Here is a 22,869-nt window from a genome sequence, read left to right as displayed (position 1 = left end):
GCTTCTAGGCGTTCCGATCAACCACAATCGGTCATCACTTGCACCATGAGGTTTCTTCCATGACAGATCAAACCACCGGTGCTACGCGGTGACGATCTTCAAACCTTCATGAGGGCGATGTTCACGGCAGCCGGCACACGGGTACTTCTGACGCCGTGAGCGGCACGTCGAACTGATCATCTTGCCGGAATCGTCCCGGATGCCCGGTTCCCCCGTACGACCTGGTAATTTGGTTGAACAATGGAAGACACAGAACGAACACCGGCCTCCACGCCGATCCCGGTCATAGACCTCTTCGCCGGCCCGGGGGGCCTGAACGAGGGATTCTCGAGCGTCGGTGAATGCGAAGGCGACCCCGTGTTCCGCACAGTTGGTTCCTTCGAGATGGAGAAACATGCTGTTTCGACCCTGACCCTCCGGTCGGTCTTCCGCCACTTAAAACGTACAGGGCACGTTCCACAAGCGTATTACGACTACATCTCCGGCACCCTGACCCGGAAGGACTTCGAGGAGGATCCCGCGGTCTCCCAAGCCTTGGCCGAGGCAGGGAAGCACGTCCACGAAATAGAGCTCGGCAAAAAAACCCGTGACGAAGTCGACACGAAAATTGCCGAAGCTCTGAATGCCGCACGCGCGCACGAGGACGCGGACTGGGTTCTAATCGGTGGCCCGCCCTGTCAAGCCTATTCCCTTGCAGGACGCTCGCGTAGGACGAACGACGATCAATTCGCCTTTGATCACAAGCACTTTCTCTACGAGGAGTACCTCCACATAATCGAGCGGTTCAAGCCGGCCGTTTTCGTCATGGAGAACGTCAAGGGACTGTTGTCTTCGACTAACAATGGTGTCGGCATGTTCGGCCAAATTATGCATGATTTGCGCCATCCGAATCCTGAACTGAACTACGAGATCCGGTCGCTCGTTGTTGACGAGCACGCCCATCAACTCCTGCCCGGAGATTTCGTCATCCCGGCTGAGAAGTACGGCATACCCCAAAAACGACATCGCATCATCCTGCTTGGCATCCGATCGGACGTTGTTGAGCGGACAGACCGCGTCGTTCTTACTGAGACTTCGCCGGTTACGGTGAGGGACGCCATCGGCGACCTGCCGCATCGCCGATCTCAGATATCACCATCGAGACTAGATAGTGACGAAGCTTGGGCAACCCTTCGAAACGACGTGATCGCCTTGCGAACGGAGCCGCTGTCTGAGAAAGCCTCGGACGAACCTTTGGTGTTGGCAGACGCTGAGGAAGTAAATATTGCGCTCAAGACCTACCGAGAGTGGGTTGAAGACTCGCGAGTGACTGCGCCGCTCCAGCATGAAACCCGTCGGCACATGGCGAGCGACATCAAGAGATACGGTTATCTGGCGTGTAAGGCCCTTGAACTGGGCAGGAGCCCCAAGTTCAGTCACCTCCCGGCGGGCCTGGAGCCGAACCACAAAAACATCGGCAAGGAGAACACGCCCTTCCTGGATCGTTTCCGGGTCCAGGTCTGGGACTCGCCGTCGACGACGATCGTGTCCCATATCTCGAAGGACGGTCACTACTACATCCACCCCGATGAGACGCAGATGAGGAGCTTGACCGTTCGCGAGGCAGCTCGGCTGCAGACCTTCCCCGACAATTACTTCTTCGAAGGCAGTCGTACAATGCAGTTCCACCAGGTCGGAAATGCCGTGCCTCCCTTACTGGCTCGGCTCATAGCGGAGAAGGTGGCCGAGACCTTGCGTCTTCGCCCCAGCGGCAGCGAGAGCTAAAAAGCGGAGAAGCCTTTTTCCCGCGCTTTCTGAAGGGTTGCTATAAGTCGAGCGCTTTGCCGCTCGGACGGAAAGCCTCGCTTGCGCCCAGTCACCACGTCGAGGATACCGATATCGGTGGGGCCCGCGACCCGATTCGTGACGGCGAATGTGCGCAGTTCCTCCCACTCCTCCTTGGTCGTTGAGAAGACCTGCTTCTGGATGTCTATGCTGTTGTCGATTTTCTGTGTGGCCTTGGACGCATTCTGTGCCTCAGCCCGTACGGACGAGTCGACAAGCTCGGCCAGGAAATCGCTCGGTAATGAGAATGCCGCCGTCCGTACCGCTTCCCAGCATGCTGGGGATTTCGCCCACTCGGTCACGTTCGCGACCCGACGGGTGGGCGAGGTGAGCAGGTCCGAGACGGTTCTGGCTGCAGGAAGAGCCGTCGCCAGCATCGTTTCGGTGAGGGCTTGGTGCTGCCAGATCGCCGCGAAATCGAAGTGTCGTCCGGGCGCCTGTCTGCCGATCTCGAAGGCCAGCTTGGCCATCGTGTAGGTGACGATGTTCGCGAGGTAGCCTTTGTCGTACCAGTCCGCTTTCGCGACCGAACGTCTGATCTCCTCGTACATAATCGCTTTAGCGACGAGGTCCCGGAAGTACTGTTGATTGATTTCTTCGTTCGAGGTCTCCCAAGTCTTGGCGACGCTTTCGGCGAAGGCGACAAAGTTCTTCTGGGCGCCTGCACTCACGATGTGAGGTTTCTGGTCCCAGGAGACCGCGTACTTGGCCGCATCCGTCTTGCTGAAGACCTGGTTTCGTGGGTAGGTCGCTAAGAACTTGTTGGCATCGGCGGTGGCGAGCTTGTTCCTTTCGTTGAGGTACTGCCCACGGGTCCGCTCGTAGTACCACTTGGTGTGGTAGTTGACGCCCGGGCGTGCTGGGACGAGCAGTGTGCGGGACAGCTCCTCCAGCCGGATATGGAACGGGCTGTTCGAAAAGAAGTCGGCCTCGCTCACCCGGTTCTGGCTGTTGGCAAACCTTGAGATCTTCGGGACGAGGTCAACTGCTTTTTCGGGGTCCACGACGACGAGTTTCATCGGAACGAACACGTCGCCCAGAACTGAGCTTTTGGCATTCTCCCTTGCCACGTAGAACAGCGACGCAGTGGTCTGTCCGCCGTTGACGATCTGGAGGTCGATGACGGAGGTTGCCCTGAGCCCGTCCGGAGTCCGCTCGAGGCCGGTCGCCGTGGCGGTGATGCCGTTGTTGTACGCCATGAACATCTCGGGCTCGGACAAGATGGTCGTCTTGATGCCCTTGTTGACCTTTCCCCGACCGCTGAGGAAGGAGCGGACGTTCCCTTCCAGCAGTCTGCTTCCGTACTGCGCGTACAGGTCGGCGACGAGGGCACCCGGGACTGCAGCCATGTAGGTGGCGAAGTCCGCCGAATCGCCGCTGATCTCCAGGACCGGAAGTCCCTCAGGGATCCACTTGGTCAGGTTGATCTCGAGGGCCTCACGACCCTGCTGGGACTCCTGGACTTGGTGGAGTCTCTGGAGGTCCCAGAGGTGGAAATCCACCGGGACGCCGTTGAGGACCGAGGAGGGGACTTCCTTGATGCGGTCACTGAGCCGGCCGTTGGTCACGAGGTACAGGCGGTAACGAGATACCGCCCGTCCCCGGTGGTGCAGGTCGGCGGCTAACTGGTAGGCGGCGGAGCTTTCCTCCCGACCGGTGGTGAACTGTCCGGACACCGCCTCCATCAGGAAGTTCTCGACCGCTGACAAGCGTTTCTTGGCTTCAGTTGCCGTTATCACGTCGATGGATTCGGAGTTCGAGTGCAGGAGGACGGCCAGTGAGACCGATTCGTCGGCATCGTCCAGGTCGTACGCGTTCACTGCGAGCTTCTTGTTGCGCTGACCGGTTCCTTCGAACTGGAGCACGGTGAAGTTCTCGACCTCACCGGCTTCGGCGAGGCGTTCCGAAACCTCTGCCATGAACGCCATCGACGTGTAGTCGTTGTCGACTACTGCCTTGGCGTTGACGGTGTTCTGCAGGTCTGAGTAGAAGTCGTCAAGAATCATTTGAGGACGCTTCCGGTTTCGCAGTGAGTAGCCCGAGCTTCAAGAGATCGTTTTCAAAGGGTGCCAGATTCGCCAAATCCAATGAGTAGGAGACGCGGCTGACGCCTTCCGGGAGCATGCCGGGTTCGATCCGCGGGAAGGACTCAGTTACTTCCAGATATTGGACGCCTATCGGAAGGAAGTGCATGTCGGCGTATATATGGTCGGATCGGTCGAAACGGAGCTCGGCGAGTCGGCGGGCGAGTTCGGACTGCAGGACGCCAGCTTCGTGGAGGAGCTGGTCCGTCTGGTCGAGGAGCGCAGGAACGGTCATCGCCGCCGGAGTGTCCGCCGTGGCGTCGTCGGCTATCACAACACCGATGAAGAGGTGCTGATCTGGTGGGCCATCGAGCTGGTTCTCTGATGAAATTTGGATGCGTCGAGCTTGACTGTGGACGGTCTTGACCTCGATCAATGGGCCTCCCGGAAACTGAAAGTCTTGGTCACTGCGGAACGGGCCGTGCCACGCGTCCATGACCTGACCGGCAGGGCACTTCTTCACCAAATTTGAGAAACCCAACCAGAGTTCGCCGAAGAGGCCGCGCGTAGCTTCCAGCGAGAGTCGTTGACTTGAGGAAGCTTGGAGGAGAGTTCGCCACTCCTCGACACCGGCCATGAACGCCGAGAGTCCTTGGGCTTCGGAGCTGGCCTCGGAGACGCGATCCACGATGTGTGCGCAAAGCTGAACGAACACGTCGGTGAATTTGGTCTCCTTGAGCGTGAGGAGGAGTACCCAGTGGCCGTCGATGGTCCGCTGGGTGCGGGCCACGTCGACGGCGTCCGACAGCTGTGGGATGCCCGGTTTGAGGCTGCTGATGGAACAGAACATCGGCTGCCCGGCTTGGTCGGTGCCGCAGACGAGACGAAGCTCGATATCCGGATCGACTTCGAGCGTTCGGGGCAGTCGTTGCTCGATGCAGCTCAGCCAAGCGGCTTCGACGGGATTAGACATCGTCGTCCTCATCGGCGCCGGTGTACTCGACGAACCACTGCTTCTGCGCGACCGTGTTGATCATGTATTCGACGTCACCGTTCCGGTTATTGACATCGGTCCGGTCTCCAGGCAGGGCGACTTTGATGCCCACGACCTGTTGTCCCTCGAGATGTAGGACCTTCAGTCTGTCGGCCTCGGGTAATTCGGAGGTTTTGGGACGGAGGACGTAGATCAGAAGGGCCGGACGTACCAAGGACGCATAGAACGGTGACTCCGTGAGGGTCTTGTTGGGGTGCTCCTGCTTGAACTTCGCGGTCACCTCAGCATCAGCTGCCGGATCGAGGATCTTCCGCAAGTCATCTCCACCGGCGAGCCGACTGCTTTTCCCCGAGACCAGCAGTTCGCCCGAGGAGCCTACGGTCACGGCGCGCTCGGGCGGGTAGATCGTGACTCCGCCGAAGGACGTCTCCTGTTCAGAATTTTTCGCGCCGTTGACGAAAACGACGTCCCATGATGAGAACCGTGGGTGCCTGTTGTTTTTGACGAACTTGCCGATGGCGTTGCCAAAGAAGAGTTCGTCCATCTTGTGGGCCGTGTAGTCACTCAGGAAATCTGCCACCACGGATTGGGGAACGTTGGTGAACCTTGGGTACTTGCGCTGGGTTGACTCGGGGGCGCCGTGACCTTCTACCAGTTTTTTGGCGAGACGCTCGGCTGCTTCGCGATTGCCAGCGACGATGCTGCTGGTCGCGTCCAGCCGGGAGGTCTCGATCCTGCGGCCGATGAGGCTGATGGATTTTGGTTTCGTGACGGCGGCCTTGGACTTGTTCTTGGCGGTGATGAGCAGCGCACCGGGGTGCATCCGGATGGCCAAGCCGAAGTCCCGCGGAGTGAGCTGTTGCCGGCGCATGAGCCGAAGATCGTCCCGTAGCTCGTCGATGGTATCTGAGGTGAATCTGTAGTCCGCGGCAACTCCCGGGTCGATCCAGATCCTGCAGACGTCTTCGAAACCGTCCCTGTAGCCAAACCATCGAGCCATTTGCATCATCGTGTCGGCGGCTCGTGCGTTCCTGTAGAAGTAGCTGATCATCAGCCCCTCGAGTGTGAGACCGCGGCTCAACACGTCCCCGCCGATCGCGATGACCCTCTTCGGGATGTCCGCGCTCTTTCCCTGCTCTTTCAGGAGCTTGTCCGTATCGGAGTTGAAGGTTCGCACCGTGATTTCGCTGGCTGCAGAGCTGAGGGCATCCAGCACCTCGGTCCAAGTGAACCCGGTGCCGGAGTAGAAATCGGTGAAGGCGACTTTGAGGCTGTCGATGATGTCGTTCTCGATGCCCTCGGTGTAGAGGATGGCATGAGCCTCCAGTGCATTCTGGATGCTGTCCAATTCGTGTTTGACGAGATCGTAGATGTGCGTGTGGACGCGCTTGAAGCGCGAGATGTTGATGAGCATTGCACGAGGCTTTTCGCCCTGCCCGCGAAGGTCTCGTACGGCATTGGCCACAACGAAGACACGAATGGCTGTCCGGAGGCTCTCCGGGAGTTCCGCCAGTGGGTGGGTCTGCTTGTGTTTCAAGGGCAGTAGAGCCTCGACGTCGTGCAGATCGATCACCTTGTCGGTGTTAACGTCATCCTCTGTGCCAAACGTGGCCACGGCCCCGACGTAGTTGCTCGGCGCTTCGAGGCCGTAGATGAAGTCCTTGGGAAAGAGGTCCTTGTGGGTTTCGCCCTCCTTCTCGGTCGTGGCTTCATGATCGATGAGGATGTTTGCGAAGGGAGTCGCGGTGATGGCTACGTAGGAGTTCCGCGAATATTTGCTGAGGAGCTGTCGGATGAGGAAGTTCGTCTGGGTGGGGTCGTCCTCCTTGCCCGTGTTGACGGACGCGTAGTCCGACTCGTCGTCGACCAAGAGGAGCGGGAGATTGATCTTGCCGTGCGACTTGGGTTGTTCGTTGGTCCAGTCGATGAGTGCCTTGAGGACGTGGATGTTCTTCTTTATGACGAAGATGAACGGATTCGGAGAATCCGCGGAAACGGTGATGCTGGTCGCATCCCGGCTAGCTTGGAGGAAATCCTGGACGACGGTCGTCATTCCCGTCGCGTAGGTCAGTTGTTTGTTCAGCCGTCCGACCCCCACGTACCGGTCTGCTGCGGGCATACCGGTGCCCAGGCGGGAGATGTTCCTGCTGGAGTCCTTTCCCAGGAATCCCTCGTCGACGCGAATCTGTGTCTGTTGGCGCAGGTACTCTGTGTTGCCGGCCAGAAGCACGATCAGACGGTAACCGGCGTCCGCTGCCTTGTTGAGCAGCCCCAAGTATGTTTGTGTCTTGCCGGACTGCACGTCTCCAATGATCAGGCCCTTGCGATCCCAGGGCCCCGGAAGCGTCGGGTCCCCGACGTAGTCGAGGATGATGTCAGTGAATTCCTCCATCTTCTCGAGGACCAGTGGAGAACGATTGCTGTTGCGCAGCCACTGCTTGTAGGTCAGCCAACGGGTCCAATCGATGTTGTGTCTCTTCTCCGGCAGCCAGGACTTGAAGTCCTTGTCCGTGATTCCGACCCCCATCTCGACATCGATGCTCAGTTTGTGCACCAGCCGCCGGTGGACTGTTGTTATGTCGTCGTCGGACACATCCGGTGCCACGACCGGCCGAAAAGCTGCCAGCTGGTCCCGGAGGTAGGCCTCGCTGTAGGTGTCCTTGCTCAGGAGTGCACTGACGACCGTCTCCAATTTTTCCGTTTGAGAACGGATGACACTGGCATCCGAAGCAGCCTGACTAGTCATTGATTACCTTCCAAAGAAGCTCGGTGGGCGCGGGAATGAGAGCGAAAGGTTCGAGCGAAGCCATCGCGGCTACGAACTGTTCAGAACCACCCCCGCTAGCTTTGTGGGCCTTCCAGAGCGCTGAGGCCAAGTCCTCGAGCTCGCGATCAGGTGGTCGAAGCGGCGAGTGGCTCTCGTCCTGGCCGATTCTGTTGTATGCGTCCTCGACGGGGAACGTCGACTCCAGCAGCGAAAGCACCGCGATCATCTGCGCCACATCGTCGGGGCTCATCTGCTCGGCCAACATCTCCAGAGCTGGATGCTGCCGATTGATCTCATATCTGAAGGTGCCCCGGTCATCGACCACGTTCCACACAGGACTCGTGCGTGACTGTTCCTGGACGATGCGCCCCCGGTAGAGGTGCACACGTTTGCTCGGTTCCACTATTCGACCGGCGATCCGGCGAAGATTCTCTCGAATCTGTGGTGGAGGGGTCGCTGAGGCTTTTTTGATGTCCAGGGACCACAGATGATCCAGCGTATTCGGGATATCGACCCTGACCCTGGCGAGTTTCCCCATGTCATCCTTGGGAGCTATGCGGAACCACGTACCCCAAATGACCAAGCGTCGCCCGCGGTAGATGTAGAAGCCCTGGCTGTCACGCACGCGGCCGGCGACTTGGGCCCGCTTCTTCTCCGCTGTCGTCATCCGGCTCAGATGCGGCAGCGTGTACGGCTGCACGTCGATCTGCTCCCCCTCGACTGAGAAGGACTCCCATGGCCCGATCTGAGTGGCCTTGTGGGACTCCAGGAAGGGGTCAGAGCCTTGCACGGGAACGCGATTCAGCGAGATCTTGAAGCGTCGACCGTGTTCACCGGCCAAAAATCTGTGGAATACAAGAGCCAAGTGGCTTCTGACATCCATCATCGCGGCATCGAACGACGAGCTGAGATCCCCGACGGTTGCTTCAAGCCTGTCGAGGTTCCGCCAGATGACGAGTGTCCCCGAAGTGAGCCCGGCCAGTTCGCTGAACCGGGGGAGCTCCTGCAGTTCATCCTCGGCAAGGACGAGCAAACTCCAGGTCTGCTGTTCAACCATATGATCAATGTTCCACTCGAAGCCGCACAGGACACCGTCGCGCTTCGAAACGACGATCAGGTCTCGGCACTGCGACAACGAAGCCGTCTTTAATCCAAGACCGAAGCGTCCAAGGTCCGTTGAACTTCTCGACCTCATCGGGCTGGCACCAGCCAGACGCATCGCCTCGATGGCATTTTCAGCTGTCATTCCTTCGCCGTCATCAACCAACGCAAGGTACGGAGCAGGCTGATCGCCGAAGAATATGTCGACTTTGGTTGCCCCCGCAGATATCGAATTATCTATGATGTCAGCGACCGCCGTCGGCAGGGTGTAGCCGACAGCGCGCATGGACTCCATGAGATGCGGATCCGGCGGAAGGATCTGCTCGGTTGTCACTGACCCCCCAGTCGTAGTTCGCGCTGTCAACATTGCCAAGCCCATTTGATACTAACTGGCAGCAACGGGGAAGTATGCCTTGGGACTGTAGGGCGGCCAATCTGGTTGCTATAACCCCAGTAGAGAATTTCTGCCGCAACTTGCCGAGCAACTTCGATCAGTCGCTCCGGGACCCGTCGGATTTCCTCCCGATACACTCCGAGTTGCCTAGCTTCCTCAGCACTCAAGCCGGCTTTGTGCCCATCCTCAAGTAGCAACATGATGCCCTCGTAGCGCGACCTGCTCATCTTCGGCGGGGCTGCGTGCCAATATTGGCAACATTCGCCGACGGTTCGCAGCTGACAGCCAGTCCCTCTGATCGATGGCGAGCTTCGCCTCCTGAACGATGCGCACCGCTACCACACAACATAATGTCAGGATGGTTGTTGAGGCTCTATGGGTCCTACTTTGATACCCCGGGAAACTGAGCGGGTAGGTGTGCTAAGCCACGATGCCCTAGGAAACCTGCATTAGTTCCGGGGTGCCGAGGATCCTCCATGAGTCCGTTTCCGAGGGTTGGCCGCCCCAACCATTGCTGTAGCCTTCGGCCAGCCTGGGATGACGGGAGACATCGAGCGCATGTTGTGTGCGTACCGGATGTGTAACGACGAGTCAGAACAAATCCCCGTCTGTCAGCATGAGTTCCGTCGCTGTCGATAGCGCGAGGCACTCCCAGTTTCGGCAGAATCTGGTTAGTCATATCCGCAGGGCATTGAATCTCAGGACAACCACGCGGCGGAGCTTGCGCCGAGGTCTTCACTTACCACCTTGGTCAGACGCTGCTATGGCGAGTTCCCCAATATCACGGGCCTGATTGGAGCCGGTCGTGATGACATACCTGTTGTTCCGAGCCGTCGCTGTGTGTTCGATCGATTTCAGCGGCGGCAAGTACCCCGAGATGCTCACTGCAGCTGATCGCTTGGTTGACTAGGCTTTTGCCGATTTCGTTGCGGCAGCCTAAGCACAGGACATCGTGTGACAAGAGGCCGAGCCCAGACTCCCGGCGGGATGGAACTACTGCTCGAAGGGCGGCGAAGAACTCAACCTGGCCTCCGCGGAGCAAGCCGCCGAGCGGGGCGCGTTGCTCATCCCGTATGGGCGGTGAACCATTCGATCAACCAGGCCCTTGCGCCGCGCTAGCGCGTGCGGCTCAAGCTGCTGGATTAGGTGTCATCACTTTCACCGGATATGGCTACCAGGAACTAATGACAAGGGATGATGAAGCACGATCCCTGCTCAGTGCCACGGATCTTCTCGTCGACGGCCCCTACGTCGCTGGTCTGCCAGAGAGCAGAAGATCGCTAGTCGGATCAACCAATCAGCAGTTCATCCACCTCACAGCAAGGTACACGTCGTATAAACCTGAGACCGCACTAAATCGCTTAGACGTTCGCGTTCTTTCCGACGGGCATGTTGAACTGGCTGGATTTCTCAAGTCGAAAGAGTTGAGCTCTCTCGCCCGCGGAGCCAACACTCGCCGTTCTAAAGGTTGACCGCGATTGCTGCGCGTTTCCCACGCTCGCTGCTGCCACATGGGACTGACCGATCCTGATAGCGCTAGGCGCCTAGTGGCTTCCGTTCTCTAGTCTGGGCAGCATAAGACAGGTGCCGCTCTTTTCCTTAGGCTCACGTTTGAGGCTTTGCTTTGGCCCGCTCCCCTACTTGGTCCGCGCCGAACCCCACGACTCCAACGCCGCCCGCACATCTGCACGCCGCTCCGACGCCACAGCAACCCGGTACGCGTCCTTCATAACGTCGTCGATCAACACCCGGTGGCCGGTCGACGCCGACTGCACCGCCGCCTCGACCATCGCCAGGCTCAATACATTCGAGTGCATCTCACCGGACGGCACCTCGCCGAACCGTAAACCGACACAAACTCCACCAATGCCCCGGCGATCTCCTCCTCATGCGACACCGGCGGAACCGACGCAGCCCCGGACACCAGCTCGGCAACCGGTGTGCCGACACCGTCCCAGGCGGCTGTACCACCGGCACCGTTCACCCGCCACGACCCGTTCCACGACGTCTCCAACCCGTCCGCACACCAGCTCCCCGTGTACACGTACCGGGTGCCGCCGCTCAGCTGGAAGACTGCAGTGGCGGCAGCAGCGCCGTCGTACCAGCTCCACGACGGATTGAACTCCTCGCAATACACCGACACCGGATCCTGATCCAGCAGAAACCGCACCGCATCAAACTGGTGGATCGCCATATCCACCAGCAGCACATGCGCCATCTCCTCACGGAACCCACCGAAGTGCGGAGCCTTGAAAAACTTAGTCGTCACCACACCGATGTCACCCAACGATGAAGTCAACCCCTTCAGCTGGGTCAGGCCCTGGAAGTACCGGCGCGACTGGCTGATCATCAACAGCTGCCCACTCACCTCCGCCGCAGCAGCGAGCGACAAGCCCTCGGCAACGGTCGGCGCCACCGGCTTCTCACACAACATCGGCAACCCCGGCGAACATCGCCTCCACATTCACCGGATGATGCGCCGCCGGCACCGTCACATTCACCACGGCGTGAGCACCGGTTGCAGCCGCAACCTCGGACACGGAAGTCCCAAGCCCCACGGATAGCCCAAACTCCTCCACCACAGCTTGCGCGGTGTCGAGATTGAGGTCCACGAGACCGACCAGCTCGACTTCGTCGTCGGCGCCGGTCTCCGGTGCTTCCGGAGTCTCCGCAGCATCGGACGATTTTCTGTCCCTCGGTCAGCAAGTGCTGACGGCCGCCGCTCTTCCCGGTCTGATCCTGCTGGGGCTTGGAATTACGCCGGCGATCATCACGTCACGTGATGTCCGAAGCCGCGATCCAGTTCGGTGCTTCACGAAGCAACAGCGGCGCGAAGGCATGGCCCGGGTGGGCGGGCAACGTGAGGGGTCAGTTGGTTGATACCCGCTCCCGGCCAGGTGATGCGGGCCGTACCTTCGACCTTCTCCTCCGACCGGCCGGCGACCACCAGCGGCACACCAAACTCCTCAAGCTTGTTCCCAAACTCAATGAGGAACACGAGTTCTTCGACGGGGCAGTGCTCGCCCATTCGGAGCGAGAGCATGAACGCCTGCGTCCTGACGGCGACGATTATCCACTGTGCGTGGCGCGTCGGTCCTCGGTAACGCGATCACCGACGGTAAGGCTGATACCTGCAAGTTTTTTATCACCATCACCGAGCCGTCGGTCGACAACCCAGAACACCCCTCAGTCAACCGACGGATTCCATGAAGATTAGAGAGCAATTGAATTACACACGGAGAAACGCCCTCAAGCTCGGAGCGCTAGGCGGAGCAGCGCTAGCCATGACACCCTCAGCGGCACAGGCTAAAAAGCCGAGGCACAGTCCATCACCCACCCCGTTGGCGTTGCCCCCGGCACCCACAGCTTCAGGCGTGGCGCACGGCGCATATTTCCAGTCCTTATATGAGATGGATAGCGGGCAGGCGATAGACCAGTTTGCCAACCTGACTGGCCGTTGGCCTACCATCGTCCATTTCTATGTTCCGTGGGGCAACGCTGGGTATAGGGACTTTCCGACAGCAATTCTCGACAACATCGCCCGCCGTAATTTACAGCCCATCATTACGTGGGAGCCCTACGACTGGAGTCGGGGGTGGGATCAGTCCGCCTACAACAATGCGGAAATTCTCGCCGGGCATCATGACTCTTATATTCGTGGGTGGGCACAACAGGCAAAAGCGTATGGGCGCCCGCTGTTGGTCCGGTTGATGCACGAGCAGGATACGAGGAACTATCCGTGGGGTATCGGCTACCTCGGGAACACAAACGACACCTACCGGCGGGCGTACCAACGGGTTGTGAACCTTGTCCGCGCTGAGGGTGCGACTAATGTCCAGTTTGGGTGGTGCCCCACCAACGCCGCATCCAACACCGCAAACGCCGCCTCCTACCCGGGCAGCACGTACGTAGCGTGGACCGGGCTGGACGGCTACAACGTGGCCGCGTGGAACCCTCGGCCATGGAGTTGGTTCTATGACCTGTTCAAGCGCCCCTACGACCACATCACTGGCGTCCTCGCTCCAGGTAAGCCGTTCGTGATCTTCGAGACCGGCACCAGAGAAGGCACCGGGGATCAGGCTACGTGGAAGCCTGAATGGTGGCGGTCCGCACCGGATCACATGCGCAACTACATGCCGAAGATCAGCGGCATAGTGGCGTTCCACCGGGACAACACCGAATACGGGGGAGCCTACAACATCCGCTCCACCCCGGCATCCTTGCAGGGATACCGCGACATGATCGCCAACCCTTACCTCCAGGGACGGCTGCCGACCTGATCGAATACGTCCGTCAGTCAACTGACGGATTGAGGCGGTGCGCTTCCCCCGTGGCGCACCGCCTCTGCCACACCTGAAAGAGGTCCATTTTTATTTGATGAGGCTGCCTAAAAAGCGCGGGCTGTGACCCTCTTTCCGATATGGCCTACTGCCGAACCCCAACCCTCCAGTGCTGCCCGCACATCGGCTCGCCGCTCCGACGCCACAGCAACCCGGTACGCCTCTTCCACTACGTCATCGATGAGCACCCGCTGACCCGTCGACGCCGACTGCACCGCTGCCTCCACCATCGCCAGGCTCAACACGTTTGAATGCACTTCACCCGACGGCACCTCACCGGACCGCAACGCCGACACAAACTCCGCCAGCGCCCCGGCAATCTCCTCTTCATGAGAAACAGATGGAACCGAAGCAGCACCGGACACCATCTCGGCGACCGGCGAACCCGCACCATCCCACGCCACAGTCCCCCCGGCACCGTTCACCCGCCACGAACCGTTCCACGACGTCTCCAACCCGTCCGCACACCAGCTCCCCGTATACACGTACCGGGTGCCGCCGCTCAGCTGGAACACCGCGGTTGCGGCAGCAGCGCCGCTGTACCAACTCCACGACGGATTGAACTCCTCGCAATACACCGACACCGGATCCTGATCCAGCAGGAACCGCACCGCATCAAACTGGTGGATCGCCATGTCCACCAACAGCACATGCGCCATCTCCTCCCGGAACCCACCGAAGTGCGGGGCCTTGAAGAACTCGGTCGTCACCACACCAATATCACCCAACTCAGCAGTCAAAGCCTTCAGCTGCGTCAGCCCCTGGAAATACCGGCGCGACTGGCTGATCATCAGCAACTGCCCGCTCACCTCCGCCGCAGCCGCCAAAGACAGGCCCTCCGCCACCGTCGGCGCCACCGGCTTCTCACACAGCACCGGCAACCCCGCGAACATCGCCTCCACATTCACCGGATGATGCGCAGCCGGAACCGTCACATTCACGACGGCGTGAGCCCCAGAAGCAGCCGCGACCTCGGACACGGAAGTCCCAAGCCCCACTGAGAGCCCGAACTCCTCCACCACAGCCTGCGCGGTCTCGAGGTTGAGGTCCACGAGACCGACCAGCTCGACGTCGTCGTTCGCTTGAAGTGTCTTGATCCACGCCTTGCCCATTCCACCGGCACCGACCTGCACCACGCGCAGCGGCCCGGCGGCCTCAACGGTCTTGAAGGTGATCAACTGCTCATCGCCCCCTGGTAGCCGTGGCCGGTGTAGAAGTCCTCGGTCTCGTAGCGGAGCAGCACCGGGTCGGTGCGTTCGGGCCGCAGCGTCCTGGCCCACTCGACGCCGTTGGAGATTACGCGGCGCACGTCCTTGTGGTGGTAGACCGGATAGTCCTGGTCCCCCGGGCTGAAGAAGAAGATCTTCCCGAACCCGCGCTTGAACGTGCAGCCGCTGCGGAACACCTCTCCCCCGCTGAACGTGCTGAGGAAGATCAGCTCATCCGGCGCGGGAATGTCGAAGAATTCCCCGTACATCTCCTGCTCGGGGATGATGAACGGGTGCGGCACACCCTGCGCAATCGGGTGTGCAGGGTTCACGGTCCACACGATCTCGCGGTCCCTCTCGGACCGCCACCGCAGTGTGCAGGAGGTACCCATCAGCTTCCCGAAGATCTTCGACCAGTGGCCCGAGTGCAGCACCAGCAACCCCATGCCTGCCAGCACGTGCCGGTGGACGCGCTCGACGACGCTATCCGCCACCTCCCCGTGCGCAGCGTGGCCCCACCACACCAGCACGTCGGTGTTCTTCAGGACCTCTTCGGTGAGGCCGTGCTCGGGATCATCGAGTGTCGCGGTGCTGACGACAGCCCGGGAGCCGAGGTTCTCCTCGATCCCTTCACGGATGGTGTTGTGCATGCCGTCGGGGTAGATGGCGCGGACTTCGGGCTGTACCTGCTCGTGGCGGTTCTCGCCCCAGACGAGGACGCGCAGGGTGTCAGAAGTAGTCATGGTGTATCTCTCTTTCAGTTGGAAGCGTTATTTCACGGCCCCGCCGGTGGCACCGGCCGCAATGTATTTCTGGGCCAGGATCAACAGCACGATCGCCGGCAGGGAGGACAGGACGGCAGTGGCCATGACGGCACTCCAGTTGGACACCTGAGTGCCCAGGTACTGGTAGATGCCCAGGGTCACCGGCCGCACCTCCTCGGTGGTGGTGAGTGTCAACGCGAACAGGAAGTCGCTCCAGGAGAACAGGAACGCGAACAGGCCCGCCGTGATGAGTGAGTTCCGGCTGATCGGCAGCACAATCGACACGAACGCCCTCACCAGCCCGGCTCCATCCACCCGTGCTGCCTCCACGATCGACGTCGGAATGCCGATCATGAACGCCCGCATGATGAGGATGACAAACGGGATGGCGTGCGTAGCGTCAGCGAGGATCAGCCCGGGGATGCTGTTGAGCAGCCCGAGGTCGTTGTACGCGGCGTACAGCGCATTCGCGATCACGATCCCGGGGATCATCTGCGAAATCAGGATCGCCAGCAGCGCGATGTTCACCCAGCGGAACCGGAACTGCGCCAGCGCGTACGCCGCCGGTGCCGCAACCAGCAGGCTGAACACCACGGTGCCGAGCGAGACGATCAGGCTGGTCACCAGGTTTGGCCCCTGCTCCGTGATAGCCCGGGCATAACCTTCGAAGCTCGGGTTCCACGGGAAGAAGCTCGCGGTCAGCGTGTTCCCCGAGGGCTGCAGCGACGCGTTCACCATCCAGTAGACGGGGAACAGCATCACGGCCAGGAAAACGATCCCCAGCGCGGTGTAGCCGGCGGAACGGGTGCGTTGCCTGCCCGCATTCCGCGGTGCAGGAGCGGGTACGACGGCGGTTTCCACAGTAGTCACGGCTGTCCCCTTACTCGTCGACTGCGCGCCGGTTGGCGCGGAGGTAGATGACGGCGAACACGAGCGAAATCAGGATCAGGATGTTGCTGAACGCAGCGCCCACCCCGAACTCGAAGTTGATGAAGGACTCCTGGTAGGACCGGATGGACAGCGTTTGCGTGGCATTCGCCGGCCCGCCGTTGGTCAAGCCCAGGATGATGTCCAGCACCTTGATGGTGTAGACAACGCCGAGCACCAGAACCACACTGATCACCGGCTTCAGGTTGGGCAGCGTGATGTTCCAGAACGCCTTCCACCCGGTTGCACCGTCCAGCGCGCCCGCCTCATACAGCTCATCCGGGATGTCCTGCAGACCCCCATAGAGGATGGTCACGTTGAACGGGATGCCCACCCAGATGTTCACCATTACGACGGCGATCAACGCCACCGACGGGCTGGTCAGCCACGGCACCGCATCGAGCCCAAAGGTGCCGAGGAACCGGTTGAGGACCCCGGAATCCTGGTCGAGGATCGAGCGCCACGTGGCACTCGAGACGATCAGCGGCAGCAACCATGGCAGCAGCAGCATCGAACGCAGGAAGCCGCTCAACGGGAAGCGCCGCTTGAAGTAGCACGCCAGCGCCAGTCCGATGATGAACTGCCCGGCAATCGACCCGATGGTGAACAACGCCGTGTTGGCCATTGAAGGCCAGAACAGGTTGCTGTTCAACACCGTCTGGTAATTCGCCAGGCCCACCCACGGCGCCTCCCCCGTGAAGAAGGTCTTGGTGGTGTACTCCTGCAGGCTCATGGTGATGTTCTTGACCACCGGGTAGCCGAAGAACAGCAGGAGGTAGAGCGCTGCCGGCGCCACGAAGAGCAGTCGCGTAACGGCTTCGCGCGACAACTTCCGCGGTGCGCGGCTGGGAGGTGCGGCCTTCGCGGGCGAGGCGTCCGCCGTCGTCGTCGGTTGTGTTCCCGCCTGCGCGGTGCTGCTCCGTGACATCAGAGGTGACCTTTCCGGCGTCGATCGGGATATTGGCTGTACATCGCTGGCGCCAGCCCTATCCGGCGGAAGCTTGCTCGAAAGCTTCAGCCGGTTCAGCCTTGCCGGTCAGGGCGAGCTGGATGGCGTTGTAGATGACGGTGGCGGCTTCCGGCCACTCCTCGCCGAGCTGACCGGTGCGCGAGCGGGCGTTGGCAACCTGCTCGGTGAAGGTCTCCATCTCGGGGACCTTGGCCACGTACTCTTCGGCCAGCGCAGTCTTGGTGGGGACGGTGTAGCGGGCTTCGGCGAGCGCAAGCTGGTTCTCGTCATTGCTCATGCACTCGACGAACTCCGCGGACTTTGCCTGCTTGGCGTCGTCACCGGTGACCGGGACGGTCCACACCTCGCCGCCAAGCGGGGCGATGGACGTCTGGCCCTCTTCGTTGACGGGGATCTGCACGGAATCCCACAACACGTCCGGGTTCTCCTGGAGGGCAGGGATCTGCCACGGACCGTTGACCATCATGGCCGCCTTGCCCGCGAGGAACTGGTCCTTCACATCAGCCTGCGACCAGTTGATCACCGAGCTCGACGCCGACCCGCTGTCAACGAGGTCCTTCCACAGGGCCAGGCCCTCGGCGACCTCGGGGCTGGTGAGGTCAGTCTCCTCGCCGCCGTTGGACCACATGAACGGCAGGAACTGCCAGCTGCCCTCATAGGTGGCGATGGCCGAGAACGCCATGCCGTAGGTGTCGCCCTCGGTCAGCTTCTCCGCGGCGGCCTTCAGTTCTTCCCAGGTGGTGGGCGGTTCGACGCCGGCAGCCTCAAGCAGCTCCGTGTTGTAAAAGATGCCGATGGTGTTGGCGGTGGGGGCGAGTCCGTAGACCTCGCCCTCGTACGTGGCAGCTTCCAGCATTCCCTGCGCAAAACCGGCTGTGTCGACGTCGTACTGGCTCAGCGGTGACAGGCCGCCCGTCGCGGCGATCTCCTGGACGTCGGGATTGTCGAGCATGAGGACATCCGGCAGGGTCTGCGACGACGCTCGCTGCAGCACCTTCTGGATCAGGTCCTTGCCCGGAACCGTCTCACGCTCGATGGTGACATCCAGCTCGGTTGCGCAGCGGTCGATGGCTTCCTGAATCAGGGTGCTGTCCGGTTCGTTGTTGTAGTAATCGACGACGGTGAGTGTGTCCACTTCACCGCTGGTGCTTGCACCTCCGCCTCCCCCACAGGCCGTGAGGACAAGCGGTGCGACGGCGGTCATTGCGGCCAGGGTGGTCAATTTCCGGGTTTTCATGGGGCTCCTTTGCCTTGCAGGATGAGCTGTTACTGGACGGGGGTGAGGGATGGAATGCTGTGCCAGGCCGCGTTCTGTGCGGCGCTGGCTTCGACGGCCGCGAGGAGCTGCTGGACCTGCAGTCCGTCGCGGAACGATGGCTCCGGTGCCTTGCCAGTGGCAATGCACCGGATAAAGTCGGCAATCTGGTGGATGAAAGTGGACTCATAACCCAGCCCGTGTCCGGGCGGCCACCACGCGCCGGCGTAGGGGTGCTCGGGTTCGGTCACGAGGATGCGCCTGAACCCTTCCGATGCAGCCGGCTGGGTATTGTCGTAGAACTCGAGCTCGTTGAGGTTCTCAAAGTCGAAGGCTAATGAGCCCCTGGATCCGTTGACCTCGATGCGCAGCGCGTTTTTACGTCCGGTCGCAAACCGGGTTGCTTCGAAGGTGGCCAGCGCGCCGCCGTCGGTCCTGGCAAGCACAACTGCGGCGTCGTCGACGGTGACCTCGCCGCGTGGGAGTGCGGCGTCGTCGTTCGCTGCCCCGCTGGCGCTCTGGGCGCTGAGTCCAGAGGACGACGACGGCAGCGGCCGCGTGGGCACGAACGTCTCGGTAAGTGCGCTGACGCCGGTGATCGTGTGGCCGGTGAGGTGTTGGGCTAGGTCGAGGATATGGGCGCCAATGTCACCCAGCGCGCCGGAGCCGGCCTGCTCGCGGTCCAGGCGCCACACGAGGGGAAAGTTCTCGTCAGTGATCCAGTCCTGGAGGTAGGCGGCGCGGATGTGGCGGATAGTGCCGATGCGGCCATCCTCGACCAGCTGTTTGGCGTAGGCCAGCGCCGGCGTGCGGCGATAGCTGAATCCCACCATGGACTTGGCTCCGTGGACGGCACCCTGTTCGGCGGCGTCGGTCATGGCCTGGGCTTCGTCGAGCGTGTTGGCGAGTGGCTTCTCGCAGAGAACGTGCTTGCCGGCGTTGAGCGCCGCGATGGCGATGGGAGCGTGGAGATTACCCGGAGTGCAGATGTCGACGACGTCGATGTCAGGGTCATTCACCGCCTTACGCCAGTCCGTCTCGACCCGCGGTATGCCGAACTTGGCCGCGAATTCTCCCGCGGCGTCGCCGTTCCGGCCGCTGACCAGGCTGATCTGCGGTGCCGCGCCAAGGTCGAAGAACCTGGGCGCGGTGGTCCAGGCATGGGCGTGGATAGCGCCCATGAACGAGTAGCCAATGAGTGCGACTCTCAGAGGTGGCGGCATGGAGCAACTCCTTCGTCATTGAAATTGTGCGGTCTGCGGGAGGTTGTTTGGTCGTCCGGTAAAACGCTTTACCGGATTGTCTGAATCGAGTGTGCTGGGTTACACAAGGGCTTGTCAAGGATTTATTTAAACGCTTTACTTAGGTGGTCACAGAGTCCAGCAGGCGGCTCTGGTGGTACTCGATGCTGATTGGAGGACGGTCTTTCGTGGTTACCATGCAGGACGTTGCGAGGCACGCGAACGTGTCAATCACCACGGTGTCCTTCACCATCAACAACACCAAGCCGGTGGCCCCCGCAACGCGGGCCAAGGTCGAGGCCGCAATGCGCGAACTGGGCTTTCGCCGGAACATTGTGGGCCGGGCGTTGGCAGGTAAACGCACCAGGATCATCGCCCTGCTCTTTCCCGCCCTGCAGCACTCCTTCAGCGGCACGGTGGTCCAGTTCTTCACCAGCGCTGCGGCCGCGGCCAGGGAGAGCGGCTACAACCTGGTGCTGTGGCCCATCAGCAATGAGCCGGGGCAGACGACGGACCTCACCTCAAGCGGCCTGGTTGACGGCGTCATCCTCATGGAGGTGCCGCTCGAAGATCCGCGCGTCGATGAATTGCTGGCTTCGGGAACCCCATTCGCCCTGATCGGCCGCACCCGCGAACCGGAGGCGCTGACCTACGTGGACATCAACTTCGAAGACACACTCGTGGAGGCGGTCAGGCACCTCACCGCTTTGGGGCATAAGCACATCACCTTGCTGGACGACGCCGTCGGAAGCCGCAGCCTGGAGGAATTCGGTCCCGTTGGACGATCGCGGCGGAGCTTCGACGCCGAGATGCGCAGGCAACAACTGACGCCAACCGCGTTCACCTGCGAGGCCGCACCTGCTGCCGGCAAGGCGGCGGCCGCGGAACTGCTTCGACAGTTCCCCTCCACCACCGCGGTCATCATCCAGAACGAGCTCGCAGCTACTGGCTTTGTCAGCGGATTACGTCACGCGGGGATCGATATACCGCGGCACATGTCGGTGCTGTCAGTGGGTTCATCCGCGGAAATGGCTGCCATGGCGGACCCCGAGCTGACAGTGATGTCCTCCCCCAGTGTTGAGCTTGGCCGGATGGGCGTGGAAGCGCTGATCGACCAACTGGAGGACCGAACGTCCGAACTCCGCCAGGAACTGGTGATGTGCACTCTCGAAGGCGGGAAGTCGACGGGCCCGGTCTCCAGCCGCGGGAATCCAACGCCTTAATCTGTTCGCGGCGTTCTGGCGCTAAGCGAGTTCGCCTGCGCTTAGGCCCCCGTTCAACCCCGCGTACCCATTCCGGCGTCTGCAATTACGGCTCGATGCATAGCGTCGGGGGTGTCCATTTCACTCGCACGAGAGGCACCTCCATGCTCGGGACCAACCCCCGCAAGCGTGCACTGGCCAGCGCACTGGCGCTCGCCGTCGTCGTACCGCTGACCCTCGGCACCACCCCCATCGCCACAGCGGCACCCGAAGACCGCGCCGGTAAGACCAAGCCGGTCAATACCCGGTCCACCGATGACGTCCTGTACCGCCAAAGCTTCAACGACCTTGCGAAGAACCTTGAGCCTCGTTCAAGCGACCCGAACATCGTCGACGGGACCGTCGGATTCACGCACACCGCCCCCAAGGGCTGGAGCGTCGAGAACGACGAGTCGGTGGCCAACATCGGAGTGGATGAATGGCGTGGCTGGTCCTTCACCACCCGCGAATTCTGGGTGGACGCCGAAGACCAGATGCGCAACCGCTTCGCTCGCGCAGACAACATCATGGCCGTCGCTGACTCCGACGAGTTCGCCGACCGCAACAACGCCGCCCACGACTTCAGCACCAGCCTGGTCTCCGAAGGCATCAAGGTGAAGGACCAGACCGCCGTCGAGCTCAGCTTCGACTCGCACTACCGCGGCTGGGCAGGCCAATCGGCAACCGTGACCGTCGAGTTCGACGGATCCGGTGAGCAGACCGAAATCCTCAGCTACGACAGCACCTCGGTGACCAACAACTACGACGGCGCGGTCCTCAACGCCAACGAAACCGTCACCGTCGACGTACCGAAAGGCGCCAAGAACGCTACCTTCCGCTGGAACTTCGAGGCCGAAGCCAACAGCTGGTACTGGGCCATCGACTCCGTCTCCATCCGCGAGGTCCTCCCCGCAGCAGCCGAGCCGACCAGCGCTTGGGTGGTCAGCGACATCCAGGGCCACCCACGCGACCTCGCCCACGCCTTCACCGACCTGGACGCCGTGCGTCCCGACGCCGCGGGCCTGCTGATGGTCGGCGACATCGTCTCCTCCGGCACCGAAGCACAGTGGCAGGACATTTACACCGTGATGGACGACGCCGAAGCAGTTCTTCCCGACACCGTCGCCGCAGCGATCGGCAACCACGAGAGCTACACGTCAGAGCCGTGGGAAGTGCTCCGCGACCGCTTCCTGACCTTCGCCGAGCGCGATCGCGTCTGGGACGAGTATGTCCTCGAAGGCAACGGTGGCGACGTGCCCGTGTTGGTCCTCGGGCAGGAAGAGTCACGCCCGCCGGAAGTACCGATGTCCGCCGAGCAGATCGCCTGGTTCAAGGAGCGCCTGGCGTACTGGACCAAACAGGACAAGCAGATCCTGGTCATCTCCCACTTCCCGCTGGGCGACACCACCTCCGCATCCTGGATCCCCTGGTACCACGAGCACTACGAACACAATGACCTGCTCACCAACATCCTCGGCAACTACCCCAACGCCGTGATGCTCAACGGGCACACGCACTACCCGTTCGAACTCGGCGACTGGGCCGCCCAGCGCCGCACCGACGGCGGCCACCCTGACGGCTTCTGGGCCGTCAACACCGGCGCCATCCAGGTCGAATGGGATGCCCGCGGCGAGAACACCGAAGGCATCACCGAGATTGTCACCCGCGACATCAACCGCGGCCTGACCATCGACGTCTTCCCTGACCGCATGGTCATCGACGCACGCGACTTCGGCATTCCCGGAGCCAACGGCACCAACAACACAAACGACGTCGTCCGTTCCGTCACGATCCCGAACCCGCTCACGAAGTAACTCAA

The 22,869-nt window shown here is 61.3% G+C and carries 19 protein-coding genes; 5 read left to right on the top strand and 14 right to left on the bottom strand.

Annotation, left to right across the window (positions count from 1 at the left end; translation table 11 throughout):
• Positions 1 to 240: 240 nt before the first annotated feature.
• Positions 241 to 1,764, top strand: a complete 1,524-nt coding sequence (locus tag ACWA1U_RS08150; protein ID WP_463724826.1) for a DNA cytosine methyltransferase — start codon at positions 241 to 243, stop codon at positions 1,762 to 1,764.
• Here ACWA1U_RS08150 and ACWA1U_RS08145 read toward each other — a convergent pair.
• From ACWA1U_RS08145 to ACWA1U_RS08130, 4 genes are read right to left on the bottom strand one after another with little or no spacing between them, the layout of a single operon-like run.
• Complete coding sequence (locus ACWA1U_RS08145) at positions 1,761 to 3,830, bottom strand: AIPR family protein (protein ID WP_463724825.1); 2,070 nt, start codon at positions 3,828 to 3,830, stop codon at positions 1,761 to 1,763. The genes ACWA1U_RS08150 and ACWA1U_RS08145 overlap by 4 nt on opposite strands.
• Complete coding sequence (locus ACWA1U_RS08140; protein WP_463724824.1) at positions 3,820 to 4,821, bottom strand: PD-(D/E)XK motif protein; 1,002 nt, start codon at positions 4,819 to 4,821, stop codon at positions 3,820 to 3,822. Before ACWA1U_RS08140 ends, ACWA1U_RS08145 begins: the two co-directional genes overlap by 11 nt.
• The gene (locus ACWA1U_RS08135; RefSeq protein ID WP_463724823.1) at positions 4,814 to 7,588 is read right to left on the bottom strand and encodes a Z1 domain-containing protein; all 2,775 of its coding nucleotides are present in this window, start codon (positions 7,586 to 7,588) and stop codon (positions 4,814 to 4,816) included. Before ACWA1U_RS08135 ends, ACWA1U_RS08140 begins: the two co-directional genes overlap by 8 nt.
• Positions 7,581 to 9,044, bottom strand: coding sequence for an ATP-binding protein (locus tag ACWA1U_RS08130; protein WP_463724822.1), 1,464 nt, complete (start codon positions 9,042 to 9,044; stop codon positions 7,581 to 7,583). The genes ACWA1U_RS08135 and ACWA1U_RS08130 overlap by 8 nt, the downstream gene beginning before the upstream one ends.
• Positions 9,045 to 10,177: 1,133 nt before the next feature.
• Here ACWA1U_RS08130 and ACWA1U_RS08125 point away from each other — a divergent pair.
• The gene (locus ACWA1U_RS08125; RefSeq protein WP_463724821.1) at positions 10,178 to 10,576 is read left to right on the top strand and encodes a 4Fe-4S cluster-binding domain-containing protein; all 399 of its coding nucleotides are present in this window, start codon (positions 10,178 to 10,180) and stop codon (positions 10,574 to 10,576) included.
• Positions 10,577 to 10,741: 165 nt separating this feature from the next.
• Here the strand turns inward: ACWA1U_RS08125 and ACWA1U_RS08120 are convergent, their stop codons facing one another.
• From ACWA1U_RS08120 to ACWA1U_RS08105, 4 genes are all read right to left on the bottom strand, one after another.
• On the bottom strand, positions 10,742 to 10,921 hold the full coding sequence (locus tag ACWA1U_RS08120) for a hypothetical protein (protein ID WP_463724820.1): 180 nt from the start codon (positions 10,919 to 10,921) through the stop codon (positions 10,742 to 10,744).
• Entirely contained in the window at positions 10,903 to 11,538 is a 636-nt protein-coding gene (locus ACWA1U_RS08115) for a Gfo/Idh/MocA family protein (protein ID WP_463724819.1), read from the bottom strand. Before ACWA1U_RS08115 ends, ACWA1U_RS08120 begins: the two co-directional genes overlap by 19 nt.
• Complete coding sequence (locus tag ACWA1U_RS08110; RefSeq protein WP_463724818.1) at positions 11,528 to 11,716, bottom strand: hypothetical protein; 189 nt, start codon at positions 11,714 to 11,716, stop codon at positions 11,528 to 11,530. The genes ACWA1U_RS08115 and ACWA1U_RS08110 overlap by 11 nt, the downstream gene beginning before the upstream one ends.
• A gap of 200 nt (positions 11,717 to 11,916) precedes the next feature.
• Positions 11,917 to 12,147, bottom strand: coding sequence for a hypothetical protein (locus ACWA1U_RS08105; protein ID WP_463724817.1), 231 nt, complete (start codon positions 12,145 to 12,147; stop codon positions 11,917 to 11,919).
• Positions 12,148 to 12,514: 367 nt separating this feature from the next.
• On the opposite strand from ACWA1U_RS08105, the gene ACWA1U_RS08100 reads away from it, so the two are divergent.
• A complete protein-coding gene (locus ACWA1U_RS08100; protein ID WP_463724816.1) occupies positions 12,515 to 13,384 on the top strand; it encodes a glycoside hydrolase family 26 protein in 870 nt (289 codons plus the stop codon).
• Positions 13,385 to 13,491: 107 nt separating this feature from the next.
• Here the strand turns inward: ACWA1U_RS08100 and ACWA1U_RS08095 are convergent, their stop codons facing one another.
• From ACWA1U_RS08095 to ACWA1U_RS08070, 6 genes are all read right to left on the bottom strand, one after another.
• Positions 13,492 to 14,556, bottom strand: a complete 1,065-nt coding sequence (locus ACWA1U_RS08095; protein WP_463724974.1) for a Gfo/Idh/MocA family protein — start codon at positions 14,554 to 14,556, stop codon at positions 13,492 to 13,494.
• Between the two features lie 62 nt (positions 14,557 to 14,618).
• A complete protein-coding gene (locus tag ACWA1U_RS08090) occupies positions 14,619 to 15,395 on the bottom strand; it encodes a ThuA domain-containing protein (protein WP_463724815.1) in 777 nt (258 codons plus the stop codon).
• Positions 15,396 to 15,422: 27 nt separating this feature from the next.
• Positions 15,423 to 16,286: a carbohydrate ABC transporter permease gene (locus ACWA1U_RS08085; protein ID WP_463724814.1), complete on the bottom strand. Its 864-nt coding sequence runs from the start codon at positions 16,284 to 16,286 to the stop codon at positions 15,423 to 15,425.
• 10 nt (positions 16,287 to 16,296) lie between these two features.
• On the bottom strand, positions 16,297 to 17,271 hold the full coding sequence (locus ACWA1U_RS08080; protein ID WP_463724813.1) for a carbohydrate ABC transporter permease: 975 nt from the start codon (positions 17,269 to 17,271) through the stop codon (positions 16,297 to 16,299).
• Positions 17,272 to 17,329: 58 nt separating this feature from the next.
• On the bottom strand, positions 17,330 to 18,550 hold the full coding sequence (locus ACWA1U_RS08075; RefSeq protein ID WP_463724812.1) for a sugar ABC transporter substrate-binding protein: 1,221 nt from the start codon (positions 18,548 to 18,550) through the stop codon (positions 17,330 to 17,332).
• A 29-nt stretch (positions 18,551 to 18,579) separates the two neighbouring features.
• A complete protein-coding gene (locus ACWA1U_RS08070) occupies positions 18,580 to 19,791 on the bottom strand; it encodes a Gfo/Idh/MocA family protein (protein ID WP_463724811.1) in 1,212 nt (403 codons plus the stop codon).
• A 215-nt stretch (positions 19,792 to 20,006) separates the two neighbouring features.
• On the opposite strand from ACWA1U_RS08070, the gene ACWA1U_RS08065 reads away from it, so the two are divergent.
• Positions 20,007 to 21,032, top strand: coding sequence for a LacI family DNA-binding transcriptional regulator (locus ACWA1U_RS08065; RefSeq protein WP_463724973.1), 1,026 nt, complete (start codon positions 20,007 to 20,009; stop codon positions 21,030 to 21,032).
• Between the two features lie 143 nt (positions 21,033 to 21,175).
• A complete protein-coding gene (locus ACWA1U_RS08060) occupies positions 21,176 to 22,864 on the top strand; it encodes a metallophosphoesterase family protein (RefSeq protein WP_463724810.1) in 1,689 nt (562 codons plus the stop codon).
• Positions 22,865 to 22,869: the final 5 nt, after the last annotated feature.

It is taken from the genome of Arthrobacter sp. TRD_SC_6 (assembly GCF_055361185.1).
This window is presented reverse-complemented; position numbering and strand designations above follow the sequence as displayed.

What these genes read in the sequence shown, in the direction of transcription:
- ACWA1U_RS08150 (WP_463724826.1), top strand. Translation starts at nt 241, where the DNA reads ATGGAAGACACAGAACGAACACCGGCCTCCACGCCGATCCCGGTCATA.
- ACWA1U_RS08145 (WP_463724825.1), bottom strand. Translation starts at nt 3,830, where the DNA reads ATGATTCTTGACGACTTCTACTCAGACCTGCAGAACACCGTCAACGCC.
- ACWA1U_RS08140 (WP_463724824.1), bottom strand. Translation starts at nt 4,821, where the DNA reads ATGTCTAATCCCGTCGAAGCCGCTTGGCTGAGCTGCATCGAGCAACGA.
- ACWA1U_RS08135 (WP_463724823.1), bottom strand. Translation starts at nt 7,588, where the DNA reads ATGACTAGTCAGGCTGCTTCGGATGCCAGTGTCATCCGTTCTCAAACG.
- ACWA1U_RS08125 (WP_463724821.1), top strand. Translation starts at nt 10,178, where the DNA reads ATGGGCGGTGAACCATTCGATCAACCAGGCCCTTGCGCCGCGCTAGCG.
- ACWA1U_RS08120 (WP_463724820.1), bottom strand. Translation starts at nt 10,921, where the DNA reads ATGCACTCGAATGTATTGAGCCTGGCGATGGTCGAGGCGGCGGTGCAG.
- ACWA1U_RS08115 (WP_463724819.1), bottom strand. Translation starts at nt 11,538, where the DNA reads ATGTTGTGTGAGAAGCCGGTGGCGCCGACCGTTGCCGAGGGCTTGTCG.
- ACWA1U_RS08105 (WP_463724817.1), bottom strand. Translation starts at nt 12,147, where the DNA reads ATGCTCTCGCTCCGAATGGGCGAGCACTGCCCCGTCGAAGAACTCGTG.
- ACWA1U_RS08100 (WP_463724816.1), top strand. Translation starts at nt 12,515, where the DNA reads ATGGATAGCGGGCAGGCGATAGACCAGTTTGCCAACCTGACTGGCCGT.
- ACWA1U_RS08095 (WP_463724974.1), bottom strand. Translation starts at nt 14,556, where the DNA reads ATGGGCAAGGCGTGGATCAAGACACTTCAAGCGAACGACGACGTCGAG.
- ACWA1U_RS08090 (WP_463724815.1), bottom strand. Translation starts at nt 15,395, where the DNA reads ATGACTACTTCTGACACCCTGCGCGTCCTCGTCTGGGGCGAGAACCGC.
- ACWA1U_RS08080 (WP_463724813.1), bottom strand. Translation starts at nt 17,271, where the DNA reads ATGTCACGGAGCAGCACCGCGCAGGCGGGAACACAACCGACGACGACG.
- ACWA1U_RS08075 (WP_463724812.1), bottom strand. Translation starts at nt 18,550, where the DNA reads ATGAAAACCCGGAAATTGACCACCCTGGCCGCAATGACCGCCGTCGCA.
- ACWA1U_RS08070 (WP_463724811.1), bottom strand. Translation starts at nt 19,791, where the DNA reads ATGCCGCCACCTCTGAGAGTCGCACTCATTGGCTACTCGTTCATGGGC.
- ACWA1U_RS08065 (WP_463724973.1), top strand. Translation starts at nt 20,007, where the DNA reads ATGCAGGACGTTGCGAGGCACGCGAACGTGTCAATCACCACGGTGTCC.
- ACWA1U_RS08060 (WP_463724810.1), top strand. Translation starts at nt 21,176, where the DNA reads ATGCTCGGGACCAACCCCCGCAAGCGTGCACTGGCCAGCGCACTGGCG.